This window comes from Streptomyces poonensis, assembly GCF_014650915.1.
GTDB lineage: Bacteria > Actinomycetota > Actinomycetes > Streptomycetales > Streptomycetaceae > Streptomyces > Streptomyces poonensis.
Genome location: NZ_BMVW01000006.1, coordinates 15811 through 33034 on the forward strand (window position 1 = coordinate 15811; position 17224 = coordinate 33034).

16 protein-coding genes and 1 tRNA gene are annotated in these 17224 nt (G+C 69.4%); 9 read left to right on the top strand and 8 right to left on the bottom strand.

Annotated features, from left to right (window positions below; translation table 11 throughout):
- Nucleotides 1–36 precede the first annotated feature (36 nt).
- A complete protein-coding gene (locus IE242_RS16955) occupies nucleotides 37–738 on the bottom strand; it encodes a DUF5324 family protein (RefSeq protein ID WP_189860018.1) in 702 nt (233 codons plus the stop codon).
- Between the two features lie 450 nt (nucleotides 739–1188).
- Between IE242_RS16955 and IE242_RS16960 the strand changes: the two genes are divergently transcribed.
- Nucleotides 1189–1722 (top strand): peptidylprolyl isomerase, encoded by a 534-nt coding sequence (locus IE242_RS16960; RefSeq protein ID WP_189860020.1) that lies wholly within the window; start codon nucleotides 1189–1191, stop codon nucleotides 1720–1722.
- 147 nt (nucleotides 1723–1869) lie between these two features.
- Nucleotides 1870–2784, top strand: a complete 915-nt coding sequence (locus IE242_RS16965; protein WP_189860022.1) for a rhomboid family intramembrane serine protease — start codon at nucleotides 1870–1872, stop codon at nucleotides 2782–2784.
- A gap of 290 nt (nucleotides 2785–3074) precedes the next feature.
- Here the strand turns inward: IE242_RS16965 and crgA are convergent, their stop codons facing one another.
- Nucleotides 3075–3329: a cell division protein CrgA gene (gene crgA, locus IE242_RS16970; protein ID WP_189860024.1), complete on the bottom strand. Its 255-nt coding sequence runs from the start codon at nucleotides 3327–3329 to the stop codon at nucleotides 3075–3077.
- A gap of 142 nt (nucleotides 3330–3471) precedes the next feature.
- Between crgA and IE242_RS16975 the strand changes: the two genes are divergently transcribed.
- The 6 genes from IE242_RS16975 (at nucleotide 3472) to IE242_RS17000 (ending at nucleotide 8222) form a co-directional block, all read left to right on the top strand.
- Complete coding sequence (locus IE242_RS16975) at nucleotides 3472–4383, top strand: DUF881 domain-containing protein (protein WP_189860026.1); 912 nt, start codon at nucleotides 3472–3474, stop codon at nucleotides 4381–4383.
- A 41-nt stretch (nucleotides 4384–4424) separates the two neighbouring features.
- The gene (locus tag IE242_RS16980) at nucleotides 4425–5078 is read left to right on the top strand and encodes a class E sortase (RefSeq protein ID WP_189860028.1); all 654 of its coding nucleotides are present in this window, start codon (nucleotides 4425–4427) and stop codon (nucleotides 5076–5078) included.
- Nucleotides 5079–5130: 52 nt separating this feature from the next.
- Entirely contained in the window at nucleotides 5131–5292 is a 162-nt protein-coding gene (locus IE242_RS16985; protein WP_189860030.1) for a hypothetical protein, read from the top strand.
- Nucleotides 5289–5963, top strand: coding sequence for an aminodeoxychorismate/anthranilate synthase component II (locus IE242_RS16990; RefSeq protein ID WP_189860032.1), 675 nt, complete (start codon nucleotides 5289–5291; stop codon nucleotides 5961–5963). The genes IE242_RS16985 and IE242_RS16990 overlap by 4 nt, the downstream gene beginning before the upstream one ends.
- Nucleotides 5960–7345 (top strand): class E sortase, encoded by a 1386-nt coding sequence (locus IE242_RS16995; RefSeq protein ID WP_189860034.1) that lies wholly within the window; start codon nucleotides 5960–5962, stop codon nucleotides 7343–7345. Before IE242_RS16990 ends, IE242_RS16995 begins: the two co-directional genes overlap by 4 nt.
- 103 nt (nucleotides 7346–7448) lie before the next feature.
- A complete protein-coding gene (locus IE242_RS17000) occupies nucleotides 7449–8222 on the top strand; it encodes a class E sortase (RefSeq protein ID WP_229859023.1) in 774 nt (257 codons plus the stop codon).
- Between the two features lie 97 nt (nucleotides 8223–8319).
- On the opposite strand, the gene pknB is transcribed toward IE242_RS17000, so the two are convergent.
- The 6 genes from pknB to IE242_RS17030 all read right to left on the bottom strand — a co-directional run bounded on the left by pknB (nucleotide 8320) and on the right by IE242_RS17030 (nucleotide 16471).
- Complete coding sequence (pknB, locus tag IE242_RS17005; protein WP_189860038.1) at nucleotides 8320–10299, bottom strand: Stk1 family PASTA domain-containing Ser/Thr kinase; 1980 nt, start codon at nucleotides 10297–10299, stop codon at nucleotides 8320–8322.
- 170 nt (nucleotides 10300–10469) lie between these two features.
- Complete coding sequence (locus tag IE242_RS17010; RefSeq protein ID WP_189860040.1) at nucleotides 10470–11936, bottom strand: penicillin-binding transpeptidase domain-containing protein; 1467 nt, start codon at nucleotides 11934–11936, stop codon at nucleotides 10470–10472.
- Nucleotides 11933–13369, bottom strand: coding sequence for an FtsW/RodA/SpoVE family cell cycle protein (locus IE242_RS17015; protein WP_189860042.1), 1437 nt, complete (start codon nucleotides 13367–13369; stop codon nucleotides 11933–11935). Before IE242_RS17015 ends, IE242_RS17010 begins: the two co-directional genes overlap by 4 nt.
- 27 nt (nucleotides 13370–13396) lie before the next feature.
- Nucleotides 13397–14938, bottom strand: coding sequence for a Stp1/IreP family PP2C-type Ser/Thr phosphatase (locus IE242_RS17020; protein WP_229859025.1), 1542 nt, complete (start codon nucleotides 14936–14938; stop codon nucleotides 13397–13399).
- Nucleotides 14939–15063: 125 nt separating this feature from the next.
- Nucleotides 15064–15573 carry an FHA domain-containing protein FhaB/FipA gene (locus IE242_RS17025; RefSeq protein ID WP_189860044.1) on the bottom strand — a complete coding sequence of 170 codons (510 nt, stop codon included), beginning with the start codon at nucleotides 15571–15573 and terminating at the stop codon, nucleotides 15064–15066.
- A gap of 10 nt (nucleotides 15574–15583) precedes the next feature.
- The gene (locus tag IE242_RS17030; RefSeq protein WP_189860046.1) at nucleotides 15584–16471 is read right to left on the bottom strand and encodes an FHA domain-containing protein; all 888 of its coding nucleotides are present in this window, start codon (nucleotides 16469–16471) and stop codon (nucleotides 15584–15586) included.
- A 664-nt stretch (nucleotides 16472–17135) separates the two neighbouring features.
- Between IE242_RS17030 and IE242_RS17035 the strand changes: the two genes are divergently transcribed.
- Nucleotides 17136–17219: transfer RNA gene (locus IE242_RS17035), tRNA-Leu, on the top strand.
- Nucleotides 17220–17224 lie beyond the last annotated feature (5 nt).

Below are 17224 nucleotides of genomic sequence, written 5' to 3' on the forward strand. Positions count from 1 at the left end.
CCCTCGGTCTTCTGCCCCACCGCGCTGTTGGGTGGTTCAGGGGCGGTCGTCCCGCTTCGCATCCTCCTCCTCGGCCTCCTTGGCCTGGACCTCGGGATCGAGGACGGACTGACCGCTGCCGTCCACGGAGGTGAGACGGCCCGCGTCGGGTACCTCGGTCGCGGCGGGGGGCTCGACCAGCCAGTCGGGGTTGGCCTGCTTGTCCCACCACTTCCAGGCGGCGACGGCACCGCCCGCGAGGACGCCCAGCACCAACAGTCCCTTGGCGAGACGGGCGGCCCTGGCTCGCCGCTCGTGCCGTCGGACCAGTTTCTGGATCTCCCTGGGCGACACCTGCCCGCGCAGCGCCGCCAGCGCCGCGGCGCCGCGGGAGGCGGCCTCCTCCCGGACGGGCCCGGCCGCGGCCATGGCCCGCTCCACGCGGGGGCCGGTGAAGTCAGCGGCCTGGCGGGCCGCCTTACGGGTGCGGACGGCCGCCTCGTGGGCTGCCTGGTCGACCTTCGGCGGCACATGGGTGAGGGCCTGCTCCAGGCGCGGCACCACATGGGTGCCGTACTGGAGTCGTGCCTGCTCCGCGGCCTGCGACACCTTGGGCGCGAGCCGCACACGTGCCTCGTGCGAGTAGTGAGCGGCCCTGTCCTTGGCCGTGTCGGCGTAGGGCGCCACCACTTCCGCGGCGTGCCGCACGCTGTCCTTCGCCGACTCGGCCGCTGCGCGCACGCTGTCTTTGCGTGTCACGGGATCCTCCTCCTCGGTGGCGTACGGTAATCGACTTTCCACCCTTTTACGGATCATGCCTGCCCCAACGCTGTCGGGCATGTGAGGGCGGGCATCCGGGTGGGGAGTCCGGGTGGGCGTCCGGGCCCTGGCCGACACCCCCGGGCGGATCGGTGCGGATCTGCGTGCTGTGGCTGGGAGGCCGATGGGCTGCCGGGGAGGCCGACCGTGGCAGGCGATCACCTGCGATAGCGGATGAATACGGGGCAACGGGCGCTTGTCGACGACAATGCCACGGATCGACGGGACGCGCTGCCGTCCTGCCCGACTCGACTGGTTTTCACGGAGCAGGCCCGGCAACGTGCGCGTGAGCGCGAGCCTCGGATGTTCGCCCGGATGTGGCCGCCGGGCGACGCCGGGCGCGGTCCGTGCGAGGATCGGGGAGTCACAGAGGACAACGGAAGGCAGATCGTGGCTGAGCAGCTCTACGCCACCCTGAAGACCAACCACGGCGACATCGAGGTGCGGCTGCTGCCGAACCATGCGCCCCAGACGGTCCGTAACTTCGTCGAGCTCGCCAAGGGCGAGCGTGAGTGGGTCAACCCGGCCACCGGCCAGAGGTCCACGGACAAGCTCTACGACGGTACGGTCTTCCACCGGGTGATCAGCGGATTCATGATCCAGGGCGGCGACCCGCTGGGCAACGGCACCGGTGGCCCCGGCTACCAGTTCAAGGACGAGTTCCACCCGGAGCTCCGCTTCGACAAGCCCTACCTGCTGGCCATGGCGAACGCCGGTCCGGGCACCAACGGATCGCAGTTCTTCATCACCGTCGCCCCGACGGCCTGGCTGACCGGCAAGCACACCATCTTCGGCGAGGTCACCGACGCGGCCAGCCAGAAGGTCGTGGACACCATCGCCGGTACCCAGACCAACCCGCGCACCGACCGCCCGGTCAACGACGTGGTCATCGAGTCGGTCGTCGTGGAGACCCGCGAGGGCTGACCTCGGACCGGGCCGTCCCCCGACGGGGCCGGTGCCCGAAGGGAACCATTCGCCCCGCCCAGCCGTAAGGATGGGCGGGGCGCGGCGCTGCGTGGACAGAACCTCGTGCGCCCGCCGTGTGCCGACGTACGGAGATGAGGGGACCCCATGGACCAGGCGCCAGGCAGCCCGCACGGCCCGCAGGGCCCGGGACCGCAGGACGCCCACAGCCTGCCCGGCTGCTACCGGCACCCGGACCGTGAGACCGGGGTGCGCTGCACCCGATGCGAGCGTCCCATCTGCCCCGAGTGCATGGTGAACGCCTCGGTGGGCTTCCAGTGCCCCGAGTGCGTCCGCACCGGCTCCGGTACGGGCCACGCCCCGGACGCCTCCCGGCCCCGTACGCTCGCGGGCGGCACCGTCTCCTCCGATCCCCGCCTGGTGACCAAGGTCCTGCTGGGGATCAACCTGCTCGTCTTCCTGGTCCAGCTCTCGCTGGGCGACGACTTCACCGACCGCTTCGACCTCCTCGGCCGCGCCTACGTTCCGTGGCTGGGAGGGCTCGAGGGCGTCGCGGAAGGACAGTGGTACCGGCTGCTGACGGCGATGTTCCTGCACGGCAGCTATATGCACATCGCGTTCAACATGCTCAGCCTGTGGTGGATCGGCGGTCCTCTGGAGGCGGCGCTCGGCCGGGCCCGCTATCTCGCCCTCTATCTGGTCTCGGGCCTGGCGGGGAGCGCGCTCACCTATCTGCTGGACGAGCCCAACCAGCCGTCGCTGGGCGCCTCCGGTGCGATCTTCGGACTGTTCGGCGCGACGGCCGTGCTCATGCGGCGCCTGCGCTACGACATGCGACCGGTGATCATCCTCCTGGTGATCAACCTGATCTTCACCATCGGGTGGCACAACACCATCGCCTGGGAGGCGCACATCGGCGGCCTGGTCGGCGGTGTCCTCATCGGCTACGCGATGGTGCACGCGCCGCGCGAGCGGCGGGCGTTGGTCCAGTACGGCGCCTGCGCGCTGGTCCTGGCCGCGGTGGTGGTCCTGACCGTGATCAGGACGGTCCAGCTCACCTGACGACCGGCCGGCCGGCCCTCGTTGTCCACAGACGGTGGCCGATCTTGTGCACACTGTGCGGGAACAGGTGTGCCCCCTGCCGCTCACCCGTGTTTTCCCAGGTGAGGCAGGGGGCGAACAAGTCTGCGGCTGACGGTAGGTCTGTCGTATCGGCGTCAACGCCGGAACGGTTATCCACAGATCGTCGTTCTTTTCCCCATGTGGAAAACGCCTGTGGATAACTCAGTGGACAGCCGTGGGCAGAGCTCGCGGACACCCCTGGTCAGGCGGTGTTCACCAGCGGGCGACCGTCACTTCCACTGCGTGGAGACACCGAATCCGGCCGCGATGAAACCGAAGCCGACCACGATGTTCCAGTTGCCGAGCGAGTCGATGGGCATCGAGCCGTCGGTCACGTAGAAGACGACGATCCAGGCGAGGCCGATGAGGAACAGGGCCAGCATGACCGGGGCGACCCAGCCGCGGCTGCTCAGCTTGATGTTCGCGACCTGCTTGGACGGCGGCGGCGTGTAGTCGGCCTTCTTGCGGATACGTGACTTCGGCACGAGGGTCTCTCCTGTCGATGCGCTGCGTGGCCGCGCAGAGAACTGGGGCGGGTGCCGGGGGCAGGTTACAAGGGGACACTGAGTGCCCTCCGGGCGTCCGTTAGCGTAGTGCTTCCGCGGCGCCGAAGGAGATAAGGGTACGTTGAGCAATTCCGCCGACACACCCGGGGTGGAGCCGGACGGCTCGCCCGCGACGGGTCCCGCACGCTCTCCGGGCCCGGGTGCCACAGGTTTTCCCGCCCCCGGCGCAGACCTCCGGGGCGCCGTCCCCGCGGCCGCCGGTACGGAATCCGGTCCGCCGGCCCGGCGGCGTTTCCCGCCCGTCCGCATCCTCACCGTCGCCGTGTTCGCGCTCGCCGGCCTCATCTTCTTCACCAGCTTCAACACGGCCAAGGGCACCGACATCCGCACCGACGCCTCCCTGCTGCGGCTCTCCGACCTCATTCACGAGCGCAGCCAGGAGAACGGCCGGCTGGAGGACTCCAACGCCTCCCTCCGCGACGACGTCGAGGCCCTCGCCGAGCGCGACGACGGCAGGACGCGGGCCGACGACTACCGGCTCGAGGGTCTGGAGAAGGAGGCGGGAACCCAGAAGGTCACGGGCGAGGCGATCACGGTCACGCTCGACGACGCCCCGCCGGACGCCACCGCCAAGCTGCCCGGCTACCCCGAGCCCCAGCCCGACTACCTGGTCATCCACCAGCAGGACCTGCAGGCCGTGGTGAACGCCCTGTGGGAGGGCGGAGCCGAGGGCATCAAGGTCATGGACCAGCGGCTGATCTCCACCAGCGCCGTGCGCTGCGTCGGCAACACCCTGATCCTCCAGGGCCGCGTCTACTCGCCGCCGTACACGATCCAGGCGGTCGGCGACCCCGAGAAGCTCCAGCAGGCGCTGTCCGCCGCGCCCGCGATCCAGAACTACATGGTGTACGTCAACGTCTACGGCCTCGGCTGGAAAGTCACCGAGGACGGAACGGTGACTCTCCCCGGGTACTCCGGCACAGTGGACCTGCACTACGCCGAACCCGTCGAGCAGGACGAGCAAGGCGAGTAGTCGAGCGAGGCGGAAAGTCCAGGCCCGGTCAGGAGCCGCCGGTGCGCGTGATCGTCAGGACCGTCAGCGAGCTGTGCATCACCGTCGGGGCACTGATCGTGCTCTTCGTGGCCTATGTGCTGTTCTGGACCGGCGTGAACGCCGACAGCGAGCGGGACCACCAGACCGAGCTGCTGAAGCGGCAGTGGGCGAAAGGCGGCACGGAACAGGCGCCCGTGCCCTACCGGAACGGCAGGCCCTTCGCCCTCATGTACGTCCCGCGTCTTGGTTTCACGTGGAACATGCCCGTGCTCGAAGGAACCGGGACGAACACCCTGAAGAAGGGCCTCGGTCATTACACGGTGACGGCCCGGCTCGGACAGGAAGGGAACTTCGCGGTCGCCGGCCACCGCCGCACGTACGGCGATCCGTTCAAGGACTTCCCCGAGCTGCGCCGCGGCGATGCGGTGGTGCTGACCGACGGGACGACCTGGTTCACGTATCGGATCGACAAAGGCCCGTACAAAACAGTGCCCACGGACATCGAGGTGATCGATCCTGTACCCCGCGCGTCCGGATACACCCGCCCCGGCCGCTATCTGACGCTCACCACCTGCGATCCGGAGTGGGGGCACAGTCATCGGCTGATCGTGTGGGCGGAGTTGCGTTCCACACAGCCTGTGGACACCGGGAAACCAGAGGCGCTGCGCCGTTAGTCTGTTGGTGCACGGCCTGAGTCCGGCGCCGTGACGTGAGGGAAGGGACGGCATGTACGGCTGGATCTGGCGGCGTCTGCCGGGGAACGTTTGGATCAGGGCGCTGATCTCCGTGGTGCTGGTGCTCGCCGTGGTCTACGTCCTCTTCCAGTACGTCTTTCCCTGGGCCGAGCCCCTGCTGCCCTTCAACGATGTGACGGTGGACGACCAGTGAGCGCGCGCATCCTCGTCGTGGACAACTACGACAGCTTCGTCTTCAACCTGGTCCAGTACCTGTACCAGCTGGGCGCCGAGTGCGAGGTGCTGCGCAACGACGAGGTGACCACCGCGCACGTGCGTGGGGGCACCTCCCGCTCGAGCGAAGCCGAGAGTGGGGGAGACTTCGACGGCGTCCTGCTCTCGCCCGGCCCGGGCACGCCCGAGGAGGCCGGCGTCTGCGTCGACATGGTCCGCCACTGCGCGGCCACCGGGGTGCCCGTCTTCGGGGTCTGCCTCGGGATGCAGTCCATGCAGGTGGCGTACGGCGGTGTCGTGGACCGGGCGCCGCAGCTGCTGCACGGCAAGACCTCGCCCGTCGAGCACGAGGGCCGGGGCGTCTTCGCGGGGCTTCCCTCGCCCTTCACCGCGACCCGCTACCACTCGCTGGCCGCCGAGCCCGCGACCGTCCCGGCCGAGCTGGAGGTCACGGCCCGCACGCACGACGGCATCATCATGGGCCTTAGACACCGGGAACTGCCGGTCGAGGGCGTGCAGTTCCACCCCGAGTCGGTGCTGACCGAGCACGGTCACCGGATGCTGGCCAACTGGCTGGCGGAGTGCGGTGACGCGGGCGCCGTGGAGCGGTCGGCGGGGCTCGCCCCGGTGGTGGGCAGGGCCACGGCGTGACGGCGCTGCGCCCCGAGCGTGACAGCTCCCCCTACGGCGGCGAGGCCGTGTCCGGGGGAGCCGACGCGTTCGAGGCGGAGGCCCTCCGGGCGGCGGTCGGGGAACTGTCCGATCCGCTGACCGACCCGCTGCCCGAGGAATACACGTCGCAGTGGTTCAGGCGGCGGCCGGGACAGCGCCGTACGAACGCGCAGCAGCCGCCCCAGGCCGCACCAAAGCCCTCGTACGACGACACGTACGCGGACAGGTACTCGGTGCCGGGGTACGAGCACCCCACCGGTCTCCCGACCACCGACGAGACGGTACCGCTGCGGCTGGAGGACACCCGGCGCGCGGCCCGGTCCGGGCGTGCGGCCGGCCCCCGGCGCGCAGCCGAACCGCGGCGCGCGGCCGAGCCCCCACGCACGGCAGAGCCCCCGCGCACGGCCGAGGGCGCGAAAGCGTACATATCCACGCACGACACGGCGCCCACGGCCACCATGCCCGCGGTGTCCGCCCCGACCGAGGCCCGCGATGAGACCCCCGGCTCGCCCACCACTGGCTCACCGGCCTCAGGAGGCGGCCGTGCGGCCCGTCGGAGGGCCGCCAAGCGGCAGGGGCGGCGAGGGGGCGCGGGAGGCCCGCAGGACGGCGAGACGGCCACGGAAAGGCCCTCGACGGCCGCGCCCCGGTCCCGGGTGGAGGCCCGGCGGGCCGCACGGGCGCGCAGGCCCAGCGCCGGGACCATAGCCAGCCGGCTGATCGGCGAGGTGTTCATCACCACCGGTGTGCTGATGCTGCTCTTCGTGACGTACCAGCTGTGGTGGTCGAACATCCGGGCGCACGCCCAGGCCGGGCAGGAGGCCAGCAGCCTCCAGGAGGAGTGGGCGAGCGGCCGGCGCGCACCGGGGGCGTTCGAGCCGGGAGAGGGCTTCGCCATCCTGCACATCCCGAAGCTGGACGTGGTCGTCCCGATCGCGGAGGGCATCAGCAAGTCGAAGGTCCTCGACCGCGGCATGGTGGGCCACTACGACGAGAACAGCATCGAGACGGCCATGCCGGAGGACAAGACGGGCAACTTCGGGCTCGCGGGACACCGGAACACCCACGGGGAGCCCTTCCGGTACATCAACCGGCTCGAACCGGGCGATCCGATCGTGGTCGAGACGCAGGACACGTACTACGTCTACGACATGGCCTCCATCCTGCCGGTGACGAGCCCGTCCAACACCGCCGTGCTCAACCCGGTGCCGCCGGGCTCGGGCTTCACAAAGGCCGGCCGGTACATCACGCTGACGACCTGTACGCCGGAGTTCACCAGCAAGTACCGGATGATCGTCTGGGGCAAGATGGTCGAGGAACGGCCGCGCAGCGAAGGGAAACCGGACGCTCTCGTCCAATGAGCACGTGAGTACGTGACCACGTGAGCACCCGAGCATGCGAGCACGTGACAGCACGCACACGCACACAGAGCACGCGGTACCTGGAACAGACGGGGCAGATGCAGTGGCACCCACCACCGAGAACGGGGAGCAGCAGCACGAGGAGCAGACCGACGACGGGTCCGCGGCGCCGTCACCGGCGGCACCGCGCCGTCGCGGCACCGGACGGATCGCGACGGCGGTCGGCGTCTTCGGTGAACTCCTCATCACCGCGGGCCTGGTGCTCGGCCTGTTCGTCGTCTACTCGCTGTGGTGGACGAACGTCCTGGCCGACCGGGAGGCGGACAAGCAGGGCAACAAGGTCCGCGACACCTGGGCCCAGGAGGAGGACGGCGAGCCGGCCGAGTTCGACCCGAAGAAGGGCATCGGCTTCCTCCACGTCCCCACCATGTCGAAGGACGAGATCCTGGTCAGCAAGGGCACCTCGACCGACCACCTGAACGACGGCATCGCCGGTTACTACACCGACCCCGTCAAGGCGACCCTCCCGGCGAGCGACAAGAACGGCAACTTCTCCCTCGCCGCCCACCGTGACGGCCACGGCGCCAAGTTCCACAACATCCACAAGATCGAGAAGGGCGACCCGATCGTCTTCGAGTCGAAGGACGAGTGGTACGTCTACAAGGTCTACGCGGTGCTGCCGGAGACCTCGAAGTACAACGTCGACGTCCTGTCGGCGATCCCCAAGGAGTCCGGGAAGAAGAAGGCCGGCAAGTACATCACGCTGACCACCTGCACGCCCGTCTTCACCTCCAACTACCGCTACATCGTGTGGGGCGAGCTGGAGCGCGTGGAGAAGGTCGACGAGGAGCGCACGCCGCCGGAGGAACTGCGCTAGACGGCGCGTACGCGGGGAGTACGACGGAGCCCCGGCACCCTCCTCGATGAGAGGGTGCCGGGGCTCCGTCGTACCGTCGCGCGGAAGGCGACTGCCGCTAACCGCCGAGGCCTCCGAAGAAGCCGCCGCCGCCGTTGTTGCCGCCGTTGTTGCCGCCCTGGTCCATGGCCACCAGGTTCACCGTGGTGCCCTTGGGCACCTGGGCGCCCTCCTGGTCCTGGGTGACGACGATGGCGTCGTCGTTCTGCGAGCCGCTGACGTTGACCTGCAGACCGGCGTCCTGGAGCGTCTTCTTCGCGTCCTTCAAAGAGCTGCCGCGGACGCCCGGGACCTGGACCGTCTCCTCGGCCTTCTTCTTGCCGATCTGAATGGTCACTGTGGAGTTCTTGTCGACCGGGGTGCCCGCCTGCGGCGCGGTCGTGATGACCTTGCCGACCGCGTTGTCGTCGTCGGTCTCGACCTCGGTGCACGTACCGGTGAGCCCGCTCTGCTGCATCCGCTGCTGGGCTGCTTCGCAGGTCTGGCCCGTGACGTCCGGCACGGTGGCCTTCTCCACCGGCTTGGCGATGATGAGGGTGATCGTCGAACCCTTCTCCACCTCTTTGCCACCGATGGGGTTCTGGTCCAGGACGGTGTTCTCGGTCTCCGAGGACTCCCGCGACTCCGTCTTGACCGTGAGCTCGTAGTCGTCGCCTTCCAGCTTCGACTTGGCGTCGTCCAGGCTCAGACCGATCACGCTCGGCACGGAAACCTTCGGCGCCCCGGTCGACACCACGACCTCGATGGTGTCGCCCTTGTTCACCTCGGCCTTCGGCTCCGGGTTCTGCTCGCAGATGTTCCCGGTCTTCTGGTCCTCGCAGGGCTTCTTGGTGACCTCCAGCGTCAGATCGACGTTCTCGGCCTGCCGCTCGGCCTCCTCCTGCGTCAGGCCGACGAACTTGGGGGCCGAGAAGGGCTCGTTGTCGGCGTCATCGCCGCTGAACGCCAGCTTGCCGATCAGGATCGCTCCGACGAGCACCAGCACACCCGCGACGACCAGCAGGATCGTCGAGGTGTTGTTCTTCTTCTGGCGGCGCCGGTCGGGGCGGTCGTCGTAGCCGTAGCCGCCGTCGTCCGGGTTCATCGGCGGCAGCATGGTGGTGGCCTGCGCGTCCGTGGGGCGCATGGCCTGCGTCGGCTGGTCGTCCGGGTAGCCGCCGTAGCCGACCGCTCCCATGGCCGCCGTGGCCGCGACGGGCTGGCCGTCGAGGCAGGCCTCGATGTCGGCGCGCATCTCGTCGGCGGACTGGTAGCGGTAGTCGGGGTCCTTGGTCAGCGCCTTGAGCACGATCGCGTCCATCTCGGGCGTGATCTCGGGGTCGAAGACGCTCGGCGGCTGCGGCTCCTCCCGTACGTGCTGGTAGGCGACCGCGACCGGGGAGTCGCCGACGAAGGGCGGGCGGACGGTCAGCAGCTCGTACAGCAGGCAGCCGGTCGAGTACAGGTCGGACCGCGCGTCGACCTGCTCGCCCTTCGCCTGCTCCGGCGAGAGGTACTGGGCGGTGCCGATCACGGCCGCGGTCTGCGTCATCGTCATGCCGGCGTCGCCCATGGCGCGGGCGATGCCGAAGTCCATCACCTTGACCTGGCCGGTCCGGGTCAGCATGACGTTGGCCGGCTTGATGTCGCGGTGGACGATGCCGCTGCGGTGGGCGTACTCCAGGCCCTGGAGGATGCCGATGGTCATCTCCATGGCCCGCTCGGGCAGCAGCTTGCGCCCGCTGTGCAGCAGCTCACGGAGGGTGGACCCCTCGACGTACTCCATGACGATGTACGGGATCGACACGCCGTCGATGTAGTCCTCGCCCGTGTCGTACACCGCGACGATCGCGGGGTGGTTGAGCGAGGCGGCGGACTGGGCCTCCCGGCGGAACCGGGCCTGGAAGGTGGGGTCGCGCGCGAGGTCCGCGCGCAGCGTCTTCACCGCCACGGCGCGGCCGAGGCGGGTGTCCTGCCCCAGGTACACCTCGGCCATGCCACCACGGCCGAGCACATGGCCCAGCTCGTACCGGCCGCCGAGGCGACGCGGCTCTTCCATAGCTACCTACCAGCCCTCTCCGTCGGTCCCGACCGCACCCATGTGTGGTCCGGCGGTGTGCTGTCCGGGCATACCGTACCCGGCTGGCCCTGCGTGACCGGGCCGCTGTCGTCACCCGATACAGGACCGGTATCGCAACGTGCACTGTTGTGAGCGCGAGGTGACATGGGTCACTTCTTGCTGTTGATGACTGCCTTCATCACGTCCCGCGCGATGGGTCCGGCGAGACCACCACCGGAGATGTCGTCGCGGTTGGCGGCGCCGTCCTCGACGACCACGGCGACGGCGACGGGCGAGCTGCCGTCACCGGTCTTGGCGTACGAGATGAACCAGGCGTACGGCTTCTCGCTGTTGTTCAGGCCGTGCTGCGCGGTACCGGTCTTGCCGCCGACGGTGACGCCGTCGATCTTCGCCTTGGCGCCGGTGCCCTGCGGGTCGTTGACCACCGTCTCCATCATCTGCTGGAGCGCCTGGGCGGTCTCGGCGGAGACGGGCTGCGAGAGCTCCTCGGGCTCGGTCGTCTCGATGGTCTCGAGATCGGAGGCCTGCAGCTGGTCGACCATGTACGGCTTCATCAGCTTGCCGTCGTTGGCGACCGCGGCGGCGACCATGGCCATCTGGAGCGGGGTGGCACGGTTGGACGCCTGGCCGATGCCGCCCATGGCGTTCTGCGGCCGGTTGTCCTCGGGATAGACGCTTTCGGCGGCGCGGACCGGGGTGTCCAGCTCCGGGTTGTTGAAGCCGAACTTATCGGCCATCTCGATCATCTTCTCGTTGCCCACGTTGTCGGCGAGCTTGGCGAAGACGGTGTTGCAGGAGACCATCAGCGCGTAGCGCAGCGAGGCGTTCTTGCACACGCCGTGCTCGTTGGTGAGGTCGGTCGTCGTATCGGGCAGCCGGTACGGGTCCGGGGTGTCGGTCTTGTCGTCGATGCCGCCGACCTCGCCGCTCTCCAGCGCCGCGGCGGCCGTGACCACCTTGAAGGTCGAGCCGGGCGGGTACGTCTCGCGCAGCGCCCGGTTCAGCATCGGCTTGTCCTTGGCCTTCTCCAGCTTGGAGAAGGCCTCGCTGTCCTTGGTGCTGATGCCGGCGAAGGCCGACGGGTCGTACGACGGGGTGGAGGCGAGGGCGAGGATCGCGCCCGTGGTCGGGTCGATGGCGGCGACGGCGCCCTTCCGGTCGCCCAGCCCCTCGAAGGCCGCCTTCTGCGCGGCGGCGTTGAGGGTGGTGACGACGCTGCCGCCCTCCTTCTTCTTGCCGGTGAGCATGTCGAGGGTGTTGCGGAAGAACAGCCGGTCGTCGTTGCCGGTGAGGATGCCGTCCTCGAGGCTCTCCAGCTGGGTGGCGCCCACGATCTGGGAGGCGTACCCGGTCACGGGCGCCCACATCTCGCCGTTCTTCCAGGTGCGCTTGTACTTGAAGTCGGTGCCCTCGGTGGCGACCGACCCGGTGATCGCCTTGCCGTCGACGATGATGTCGCCGCGCGGGGTGGCATACCGCTCGATGGAGACCCGGCGGTTGTACTCGTGGCTCTTCAGCGCGTCGGCCTGGGCGTACTGGATCCAGTTGTCCCGGATGAGCAGCGTCAGGACGAGGAGTCCGCAGAAGATCGCGATACGGCGCAGGGGCTTGTTCACGGTCGGACCACCTGGGTCATCTCGGCGTCGGGGTTGGAGGCGGGCGTCGGGGCCGGTCGGCGTGCGGTGTCACTGATGCGGATCAGGATGCCGACGAGGGCCCAGTTGGCGATGACGGAGGAGCCACCGGCCGCGAGGAACGGCATGGTCATACCGGTCAGCGGGATGAGCCCCATCACACCGCCGGCGACGACGAAGATCTGCAGGGCGAAGGCACCGGACAGACCGACGGCGAACAGCTTGCCGAAGGGGTCGCGGGCGGCCAGCGCGGTGCGGATGCCCCGCTCGATGATCAGCCCGTACATCAGCAGGATCGCCATGACGCCGGCCAGACCGAGCTCCTCGCCGAAGGTGGAGAAGATGAAGTCGGAGTTGGCGGCGAAGCCGATGAGGTCGGAGTTGCCCTGGCCGAGCCCGGTGCCCATGACGCCACCGGAGCCGAACGACATGATCGACTGGCCGATCTGCTCGCAGGCGCCGGACGTCTTGTAGCAACCGAACGGGTCGAGCCAGGCGTCGACACGGGCCTGCACATGACTGGCGAACGAGGCCACGCCGACGGCTCCGGCGGCGGACATCAGCAGACCGATGACGATCCAGCTGGTGCGCTCGGTGGCGACGTACAGCATGATCACGAACATGCCGAAGAACAGCAGCGACGTACCGAGGTCGTTCTCGAAGATGAGGATGAGCAGGCTGACGGCCCAGATCGTGATGATCGGGCCGAGGTCGCGGCCACGGGGCAGGTAGAGACCCATGAACCGGCGGCTGGCCAGGGCCAGGGCGTCCCGCTTCACCATGAGGTAGCCGGAGAAGAAGATCGCGATGATGATTTTCGCGAACTCGCCGGGCTGGATGGAGAATCCTGCGACGTTGATCCAGATCTTGGCGCCGAAGACGTCGGCACCGACACCGGGCACGAGCGGCAGGAGCAGCAGCACGATCGCCACGACCATCGAGATGTACGTGTAGCGCTGCAGGATGCGGTGGTCCTTGAGGAACACGAGCACCGCGACGAACAGGGCGAGGCCGACGGCCGAGTACATCAGCTGGTTGGGAGCCGACGGGCTGAAGACGCCGTACTGGCGCTCCGCCAACTGCTGCAGCCGCTCCGACTGGTCCAGCCGCCAGATGACCACCAGCCCGAGCCCGTTGAGCAACGTGGCGAGCGGCAGCAGCAGCGGGTCCGCGTACGCCGCGAACTTCCGTACGACGAGATGGCCCACGCCCGCGATCAGGCCCAGGCCGAGGCCGTAGGCGAGCAGACCGGACGGGACCTCGTCGTTGATCGCGAGGCCGACGTTGGCGTAGGCGAACACGGGAATGGCCACCGCGAACACCAGCAGTGCGAGCTCGGTGTTGCGGCGGCTCGGCGCGCCGATGGCGCCGATCGTGGACGTGTGGTGCGTCGACGTGTTGGATGTACTGCTCATCGTATGAACGGGCCCCTCACGGCTTGCCTACTGCTTACCGCACAGCGAGACCAGCTTCTGCTCTTCGTCGGAGAGGCTGGGGCCTTGTGTGGGCGTGGGCTTGGGATCGGCTGTGCTCGTCGCTGACGGCGATGGCGCCGACGGTGTCCCTGACGGCGACGCTGTGGCCTTGGACGTGAGGGAGGACCGTGTGGTTCCCGTGACCCCGCCGGCCTCGCCCTCGCCGGTCTTGGCGTTGCGCTCGCTCTCGGCCTGGCGGCGCTCGGCGTCCTTCTCGCACGCGGACGCCTGGGTGGCCAGTTCGTCGATCTTCTCTTCGGCGTCCTTGAGGCTGCCCTCGGCGATGGTCGCCTCGACCTGCTTCTGCTGGTACGGCGGCAGGTACTTGAGTTCGATGTCGGGGTGGTCCTTCTCCACCTTGGACAGCGACAGCCAGGCCAGGTCCTGGCTGATGCCCCGGTAGAGCGCGACGTGGTCGTCGTTGGTGCCGACGTAGTACTGCGTCTGCGTCCAGCGGTAGCCCCCGTACGTGCCGCCGCCGATCACGGCGAGGGCGAGCACGGTGTAGAAGGATCTCTTCAGCCACTTGCGCTGCTTGCGCGGCTTGGTGAGGTCGTCGTCCGAGTAGGAGCCGAAGTCGCCCGCGGGGACGTAGCCGGTGGTGTCGCCGGAGCCGGGCGGGCCGAACTCGCCGCCGCCCTGACCGGGCCCCTGCCGGCCGAGGCCGGCGGCGCGGCCGGCCGGGGTCTGCATGGCGCCGTTGTCGTGCAGCTGGTGCTGGTTCTCGGCGACCGCGCCCACCACGACCGGGGTGTCGGAGAGCTGCCCCGCCAGGGTGTCCCCGGAGTCGATGTCGAGGACGTCGGCGACGATGACCGTGATGTTGTCGGGGCCGCCGCCGCGCAGCGCCAGCTCGATCAGGTTCTGCACGGTCTCCTGCGGGCCCTGGTAGCTGGCGAGGGTGTCCTCCATCGTCTGGTGGGACACGACGCCGCTCAGGCCGTCGGAGCAGATCAGGTACCGGTCGCCGGCGCGGACCTCGCGGATGGAGAGGTCGGGCTCGACGTGGTCGCCACTGCCCAGCGCGCGCATCAGCAGGGAGCGCTGCGGGTGGGTGGTGGCCTCCTCCTCGGTGATGCGCCCCTCGTCGACGAGCCGCTGCACCCAGGTGTGGTCCTGCGTGATCTGGGTGAGGACGCCGTCCCGCAGGAGGTACGCGCGCGAGTCGCCGACGTGGACGAGGCCGAGCCGCTGCCCGGTCCACAGCAGGGCGGTGAGGGTGGTCCCCATGCCCTCCAGCTGGGGGTCCTCCTCGACCATCGAGCGCAGCTGGTCGTTGGCCCGCTGTACGGCGGCGCCCAGCGAGGTGAGGATGTCGGAGCCGGGCACGTCGTCGTCGAGCGCGACGATCGTGGAGATCACCTCGGAGGAGGCGACCTCGCCGGCCGCCTGGCCGCCCATGCCGTCGGCGATGGCGAGCAGCCGCGGACCGGCGTAACCGGAGTCCTCGTTGCCCTCCCGGATCATGCCCTTGTGCGATCCGGCGGCGAAACGCAGTGACAGACTCATGCGCACCTCGCCCGTCGGCTCCGGGTACATCCGCACGGTGCCCACCCTCCGGTCGGGAGCGCGCCGGGGCCCGGGGTGAGGACCACTGCGTGCTCGCTCCGCTCGCGCTCTTTCATGATGTAGCACTACTTCCGCAGCTCGATGACGGTCTTGCCGATGCGGATCGGCGCGCCCAGCGGAATCGGTGTGGGGGTCGTGAGGCGGGTCCGGTCGAGATACGTGCCGTTGGTGGACCCCAGGTCCTCGACGATCCACTGGCCGTCACGGTCCGGGTAGATCCTGGCATGCCTGCTGGAGGCATAGTCGTCGTCCAGCACGATGGTGCTGTCGTGCGCGCGCCCCAGCGTGATGGTCTGGCCCTGCAGGGCGACCGTCGTTCCCGTGAGGGTGCCCTCGGAGACGACCAGCTTGGTGGGGGCGCCGCGGCGGCCACGGCCGCCGGCGCTCTGCTGGCGCTGCGGCGGCGGCGTCTGCCGGGCGGCCGCCTGCTGCCGGGGGGCTTCCCGGCGCGAACCCCGCTGGGTGACGCGCGTACCGAACAGATCGCTGCGGATGACCTGCACGGCCACGATCACGAACAGCCACAGTACGGCCAGGAACCCCAGCCGCATGACCGTGAGGGTCAGCTCTGACATTGCCCCCGCTTCACCCTTCGGCTTGCCGGTAAATGATGGTGGTGCTGCCCACGACGATCCGCGAGCCGTCGCGGAGCGTAGCGCGGGTGGTGTGCTGCCCGTCCACCACGATGCCGTTGGTGGACCCGAGATCCTGGATCGTCGAGGGCGTTCCGGTCCGGATCTCACAGTGCCGGCGGGAGACGCCGGGGTCGTCGATCCGCACGTCGGCGTCGGTGCTGCGGCCCAGCACCAGCGTCGGGCGGGAGATCTGATGGCGGGTGCCGTTGATCTCGACCCAGTAGCGCGTGCGCCCGCCGGCCGTCGGGGCCGCCGGGGGACGCTGGCCGCCCACGGGCTGCGGCGGGTAGCCGTAGCCGCCGGGGCGCGCGCCGGGCGGCGGCGCGGACGGCATGGGCGGGGCGGCCGCGGGCGGGGCGGCCGGCGGGTAGCCGTAGCCGCCGCCGTGGCCACCGGGGACGGGCCCGGCGGCAGGGCCGCCGGGCGGGCCGGCCGGGGCGGACCCGGGTGCCTGCTGGCTGCTGGAGGAGGCGAGCGTACGGCTGCGCACCCGGTAGAGACCGGTGTCGAGGTCCTCCGCCTTCTCCAGGTGGACCTTGATGGGACCCATGAAGGTGTAGCGCTGCTGCTTGGCGTAGTCGCGCACCATGCCGGCGAGCTCGTCGCCGAGCTGCCCCGAGTAGGGGCTGAGGCGCTCGTAGTCGGGCGCGCTCAGCTCCACGATGAAGTCATTGGGTACGACGGTCCGGTCACGGTTCCAGATGGTCGCGTTGTTGTCGCACTCCCGCTGGAGCGCTCCCGCGATCTCCACGGGCTGTACCTCGGATTTGAACACCTTGGCGAAGGTGCCGTTGACCAGACCTTCGAGACGCTGCTCGAAACGCTTCAGGACTCCCATGGGGCACCTCCTCCGTCGTTGTCGTCCTGCGTACCGCGTACGTACTGCTTACTGATCGTATCCACGCGCCGGGAAATCGGCTGGTTCCCCCCGTCGGCCCGGTCGACCGGTGTCGACGCCCACTGAAGTCCCCTCCCGGATTCCCTTCGGAGCTCGCTTTCGAACTCTTCCGAACTCTTCCGTGCCTTGCTCCGCAGTGCGCTCTGGGTGCGCTCCGCGGTCTCTCCTGCGGTGCTTCTGCCAAGGATCGTAGAGGCGACGCGAGACCAGTGTCCCGCACCTGACTGTGCACCCCGTCCGCCTCCTGGGGAGATGGCCGGGACCGGTACGAGGTTGATACGTGAACCAGCACTCGCTGATACGTGGGGAGGGGCTGGAGGAGAGGCCGGAGGAGAGGGGAGAGGAAAGGAGAGGAGAAGGGAGAGGGCGGCGGAGGCGTGCGGCCGGGTGTGGGGCGTGTTGCGGGGCGTGTGTGGCGGCTCGGTCGACCGCGTCGCCCGGGGCCGCACGGGAACGGTGCCCGGGAGGCCGCCGGCGGGGGCCGTGGGGGCGTGGCCGGGGGCGGGAAGAAGGGATGTGAACCCACCCGCTCCGGCGTGCTAATCTTCTGCATGTCGGAAGGCGCCAGCACCGAAAGGGACGGGAGCCGGAGGACACACCCAATGCGCGGGTGGCGGAATAGGCAGACGCGCTGGATTCAGGTTCCAGTGCCCGCAAGGGCGTGGGGGTTCAACTCCCCCCTCGCGCACAGCG

Excerpts from the sequence above, each read along its gene's own strand:
- IE242_RS17020 (WP_229859025.1), bottom strand. The coding sequence starts at position 14,938 with ATGAGTCTGTCACTGCGTTTCGCCGCCGGATCGCACAAGGGCATGATC.
- IE242_RS17015 (WP_189860042.1), bottom strand. The coding sequence starts at position 13,369 with ATGAGCAGTACATCCAACACGTCGACGCACCACACGTCCACGATCGGC.
- pknB (WP_189860038.1), bottom strand. The coding sequence starts at position 10,299 with ATGGAAGAGCCGCGTCGCCTCGGCGGCCGGTACGAGCTGGGCCATGTG.
- IE242_RS16965 (WP_189860022.1), top strand. The coding sequence starts at position 1,870 with ATGGACCAGGCGCCAGGCAGCCCGCACGGCCCGCAGGGCCCGGGACCG.
- IE242_RS17030 (WP_189860046.1), bottom strand. The coding sequence starts at position 16,471 with ATGGGAGTCCTGAAGCGTTTCGAGCAGCGTCTCGAAGGTCTGGTCAAC.
- IE242_RS16985 (WP_189860030.1), top strand. The coding sequence starts at position 5,131 with ATGTACGGCTGGATCTGGCGGCGTCTGCCGGGGAACGTTTGGATCAGG.
- IE242_RS17025 (WP_189860044.1), bottom strand. The coding sequence starts at position 15,573 with ATGTCAGAGCTGACCCTCACGGTCATGCGGCTGGGGTTCCTGGCCGTA.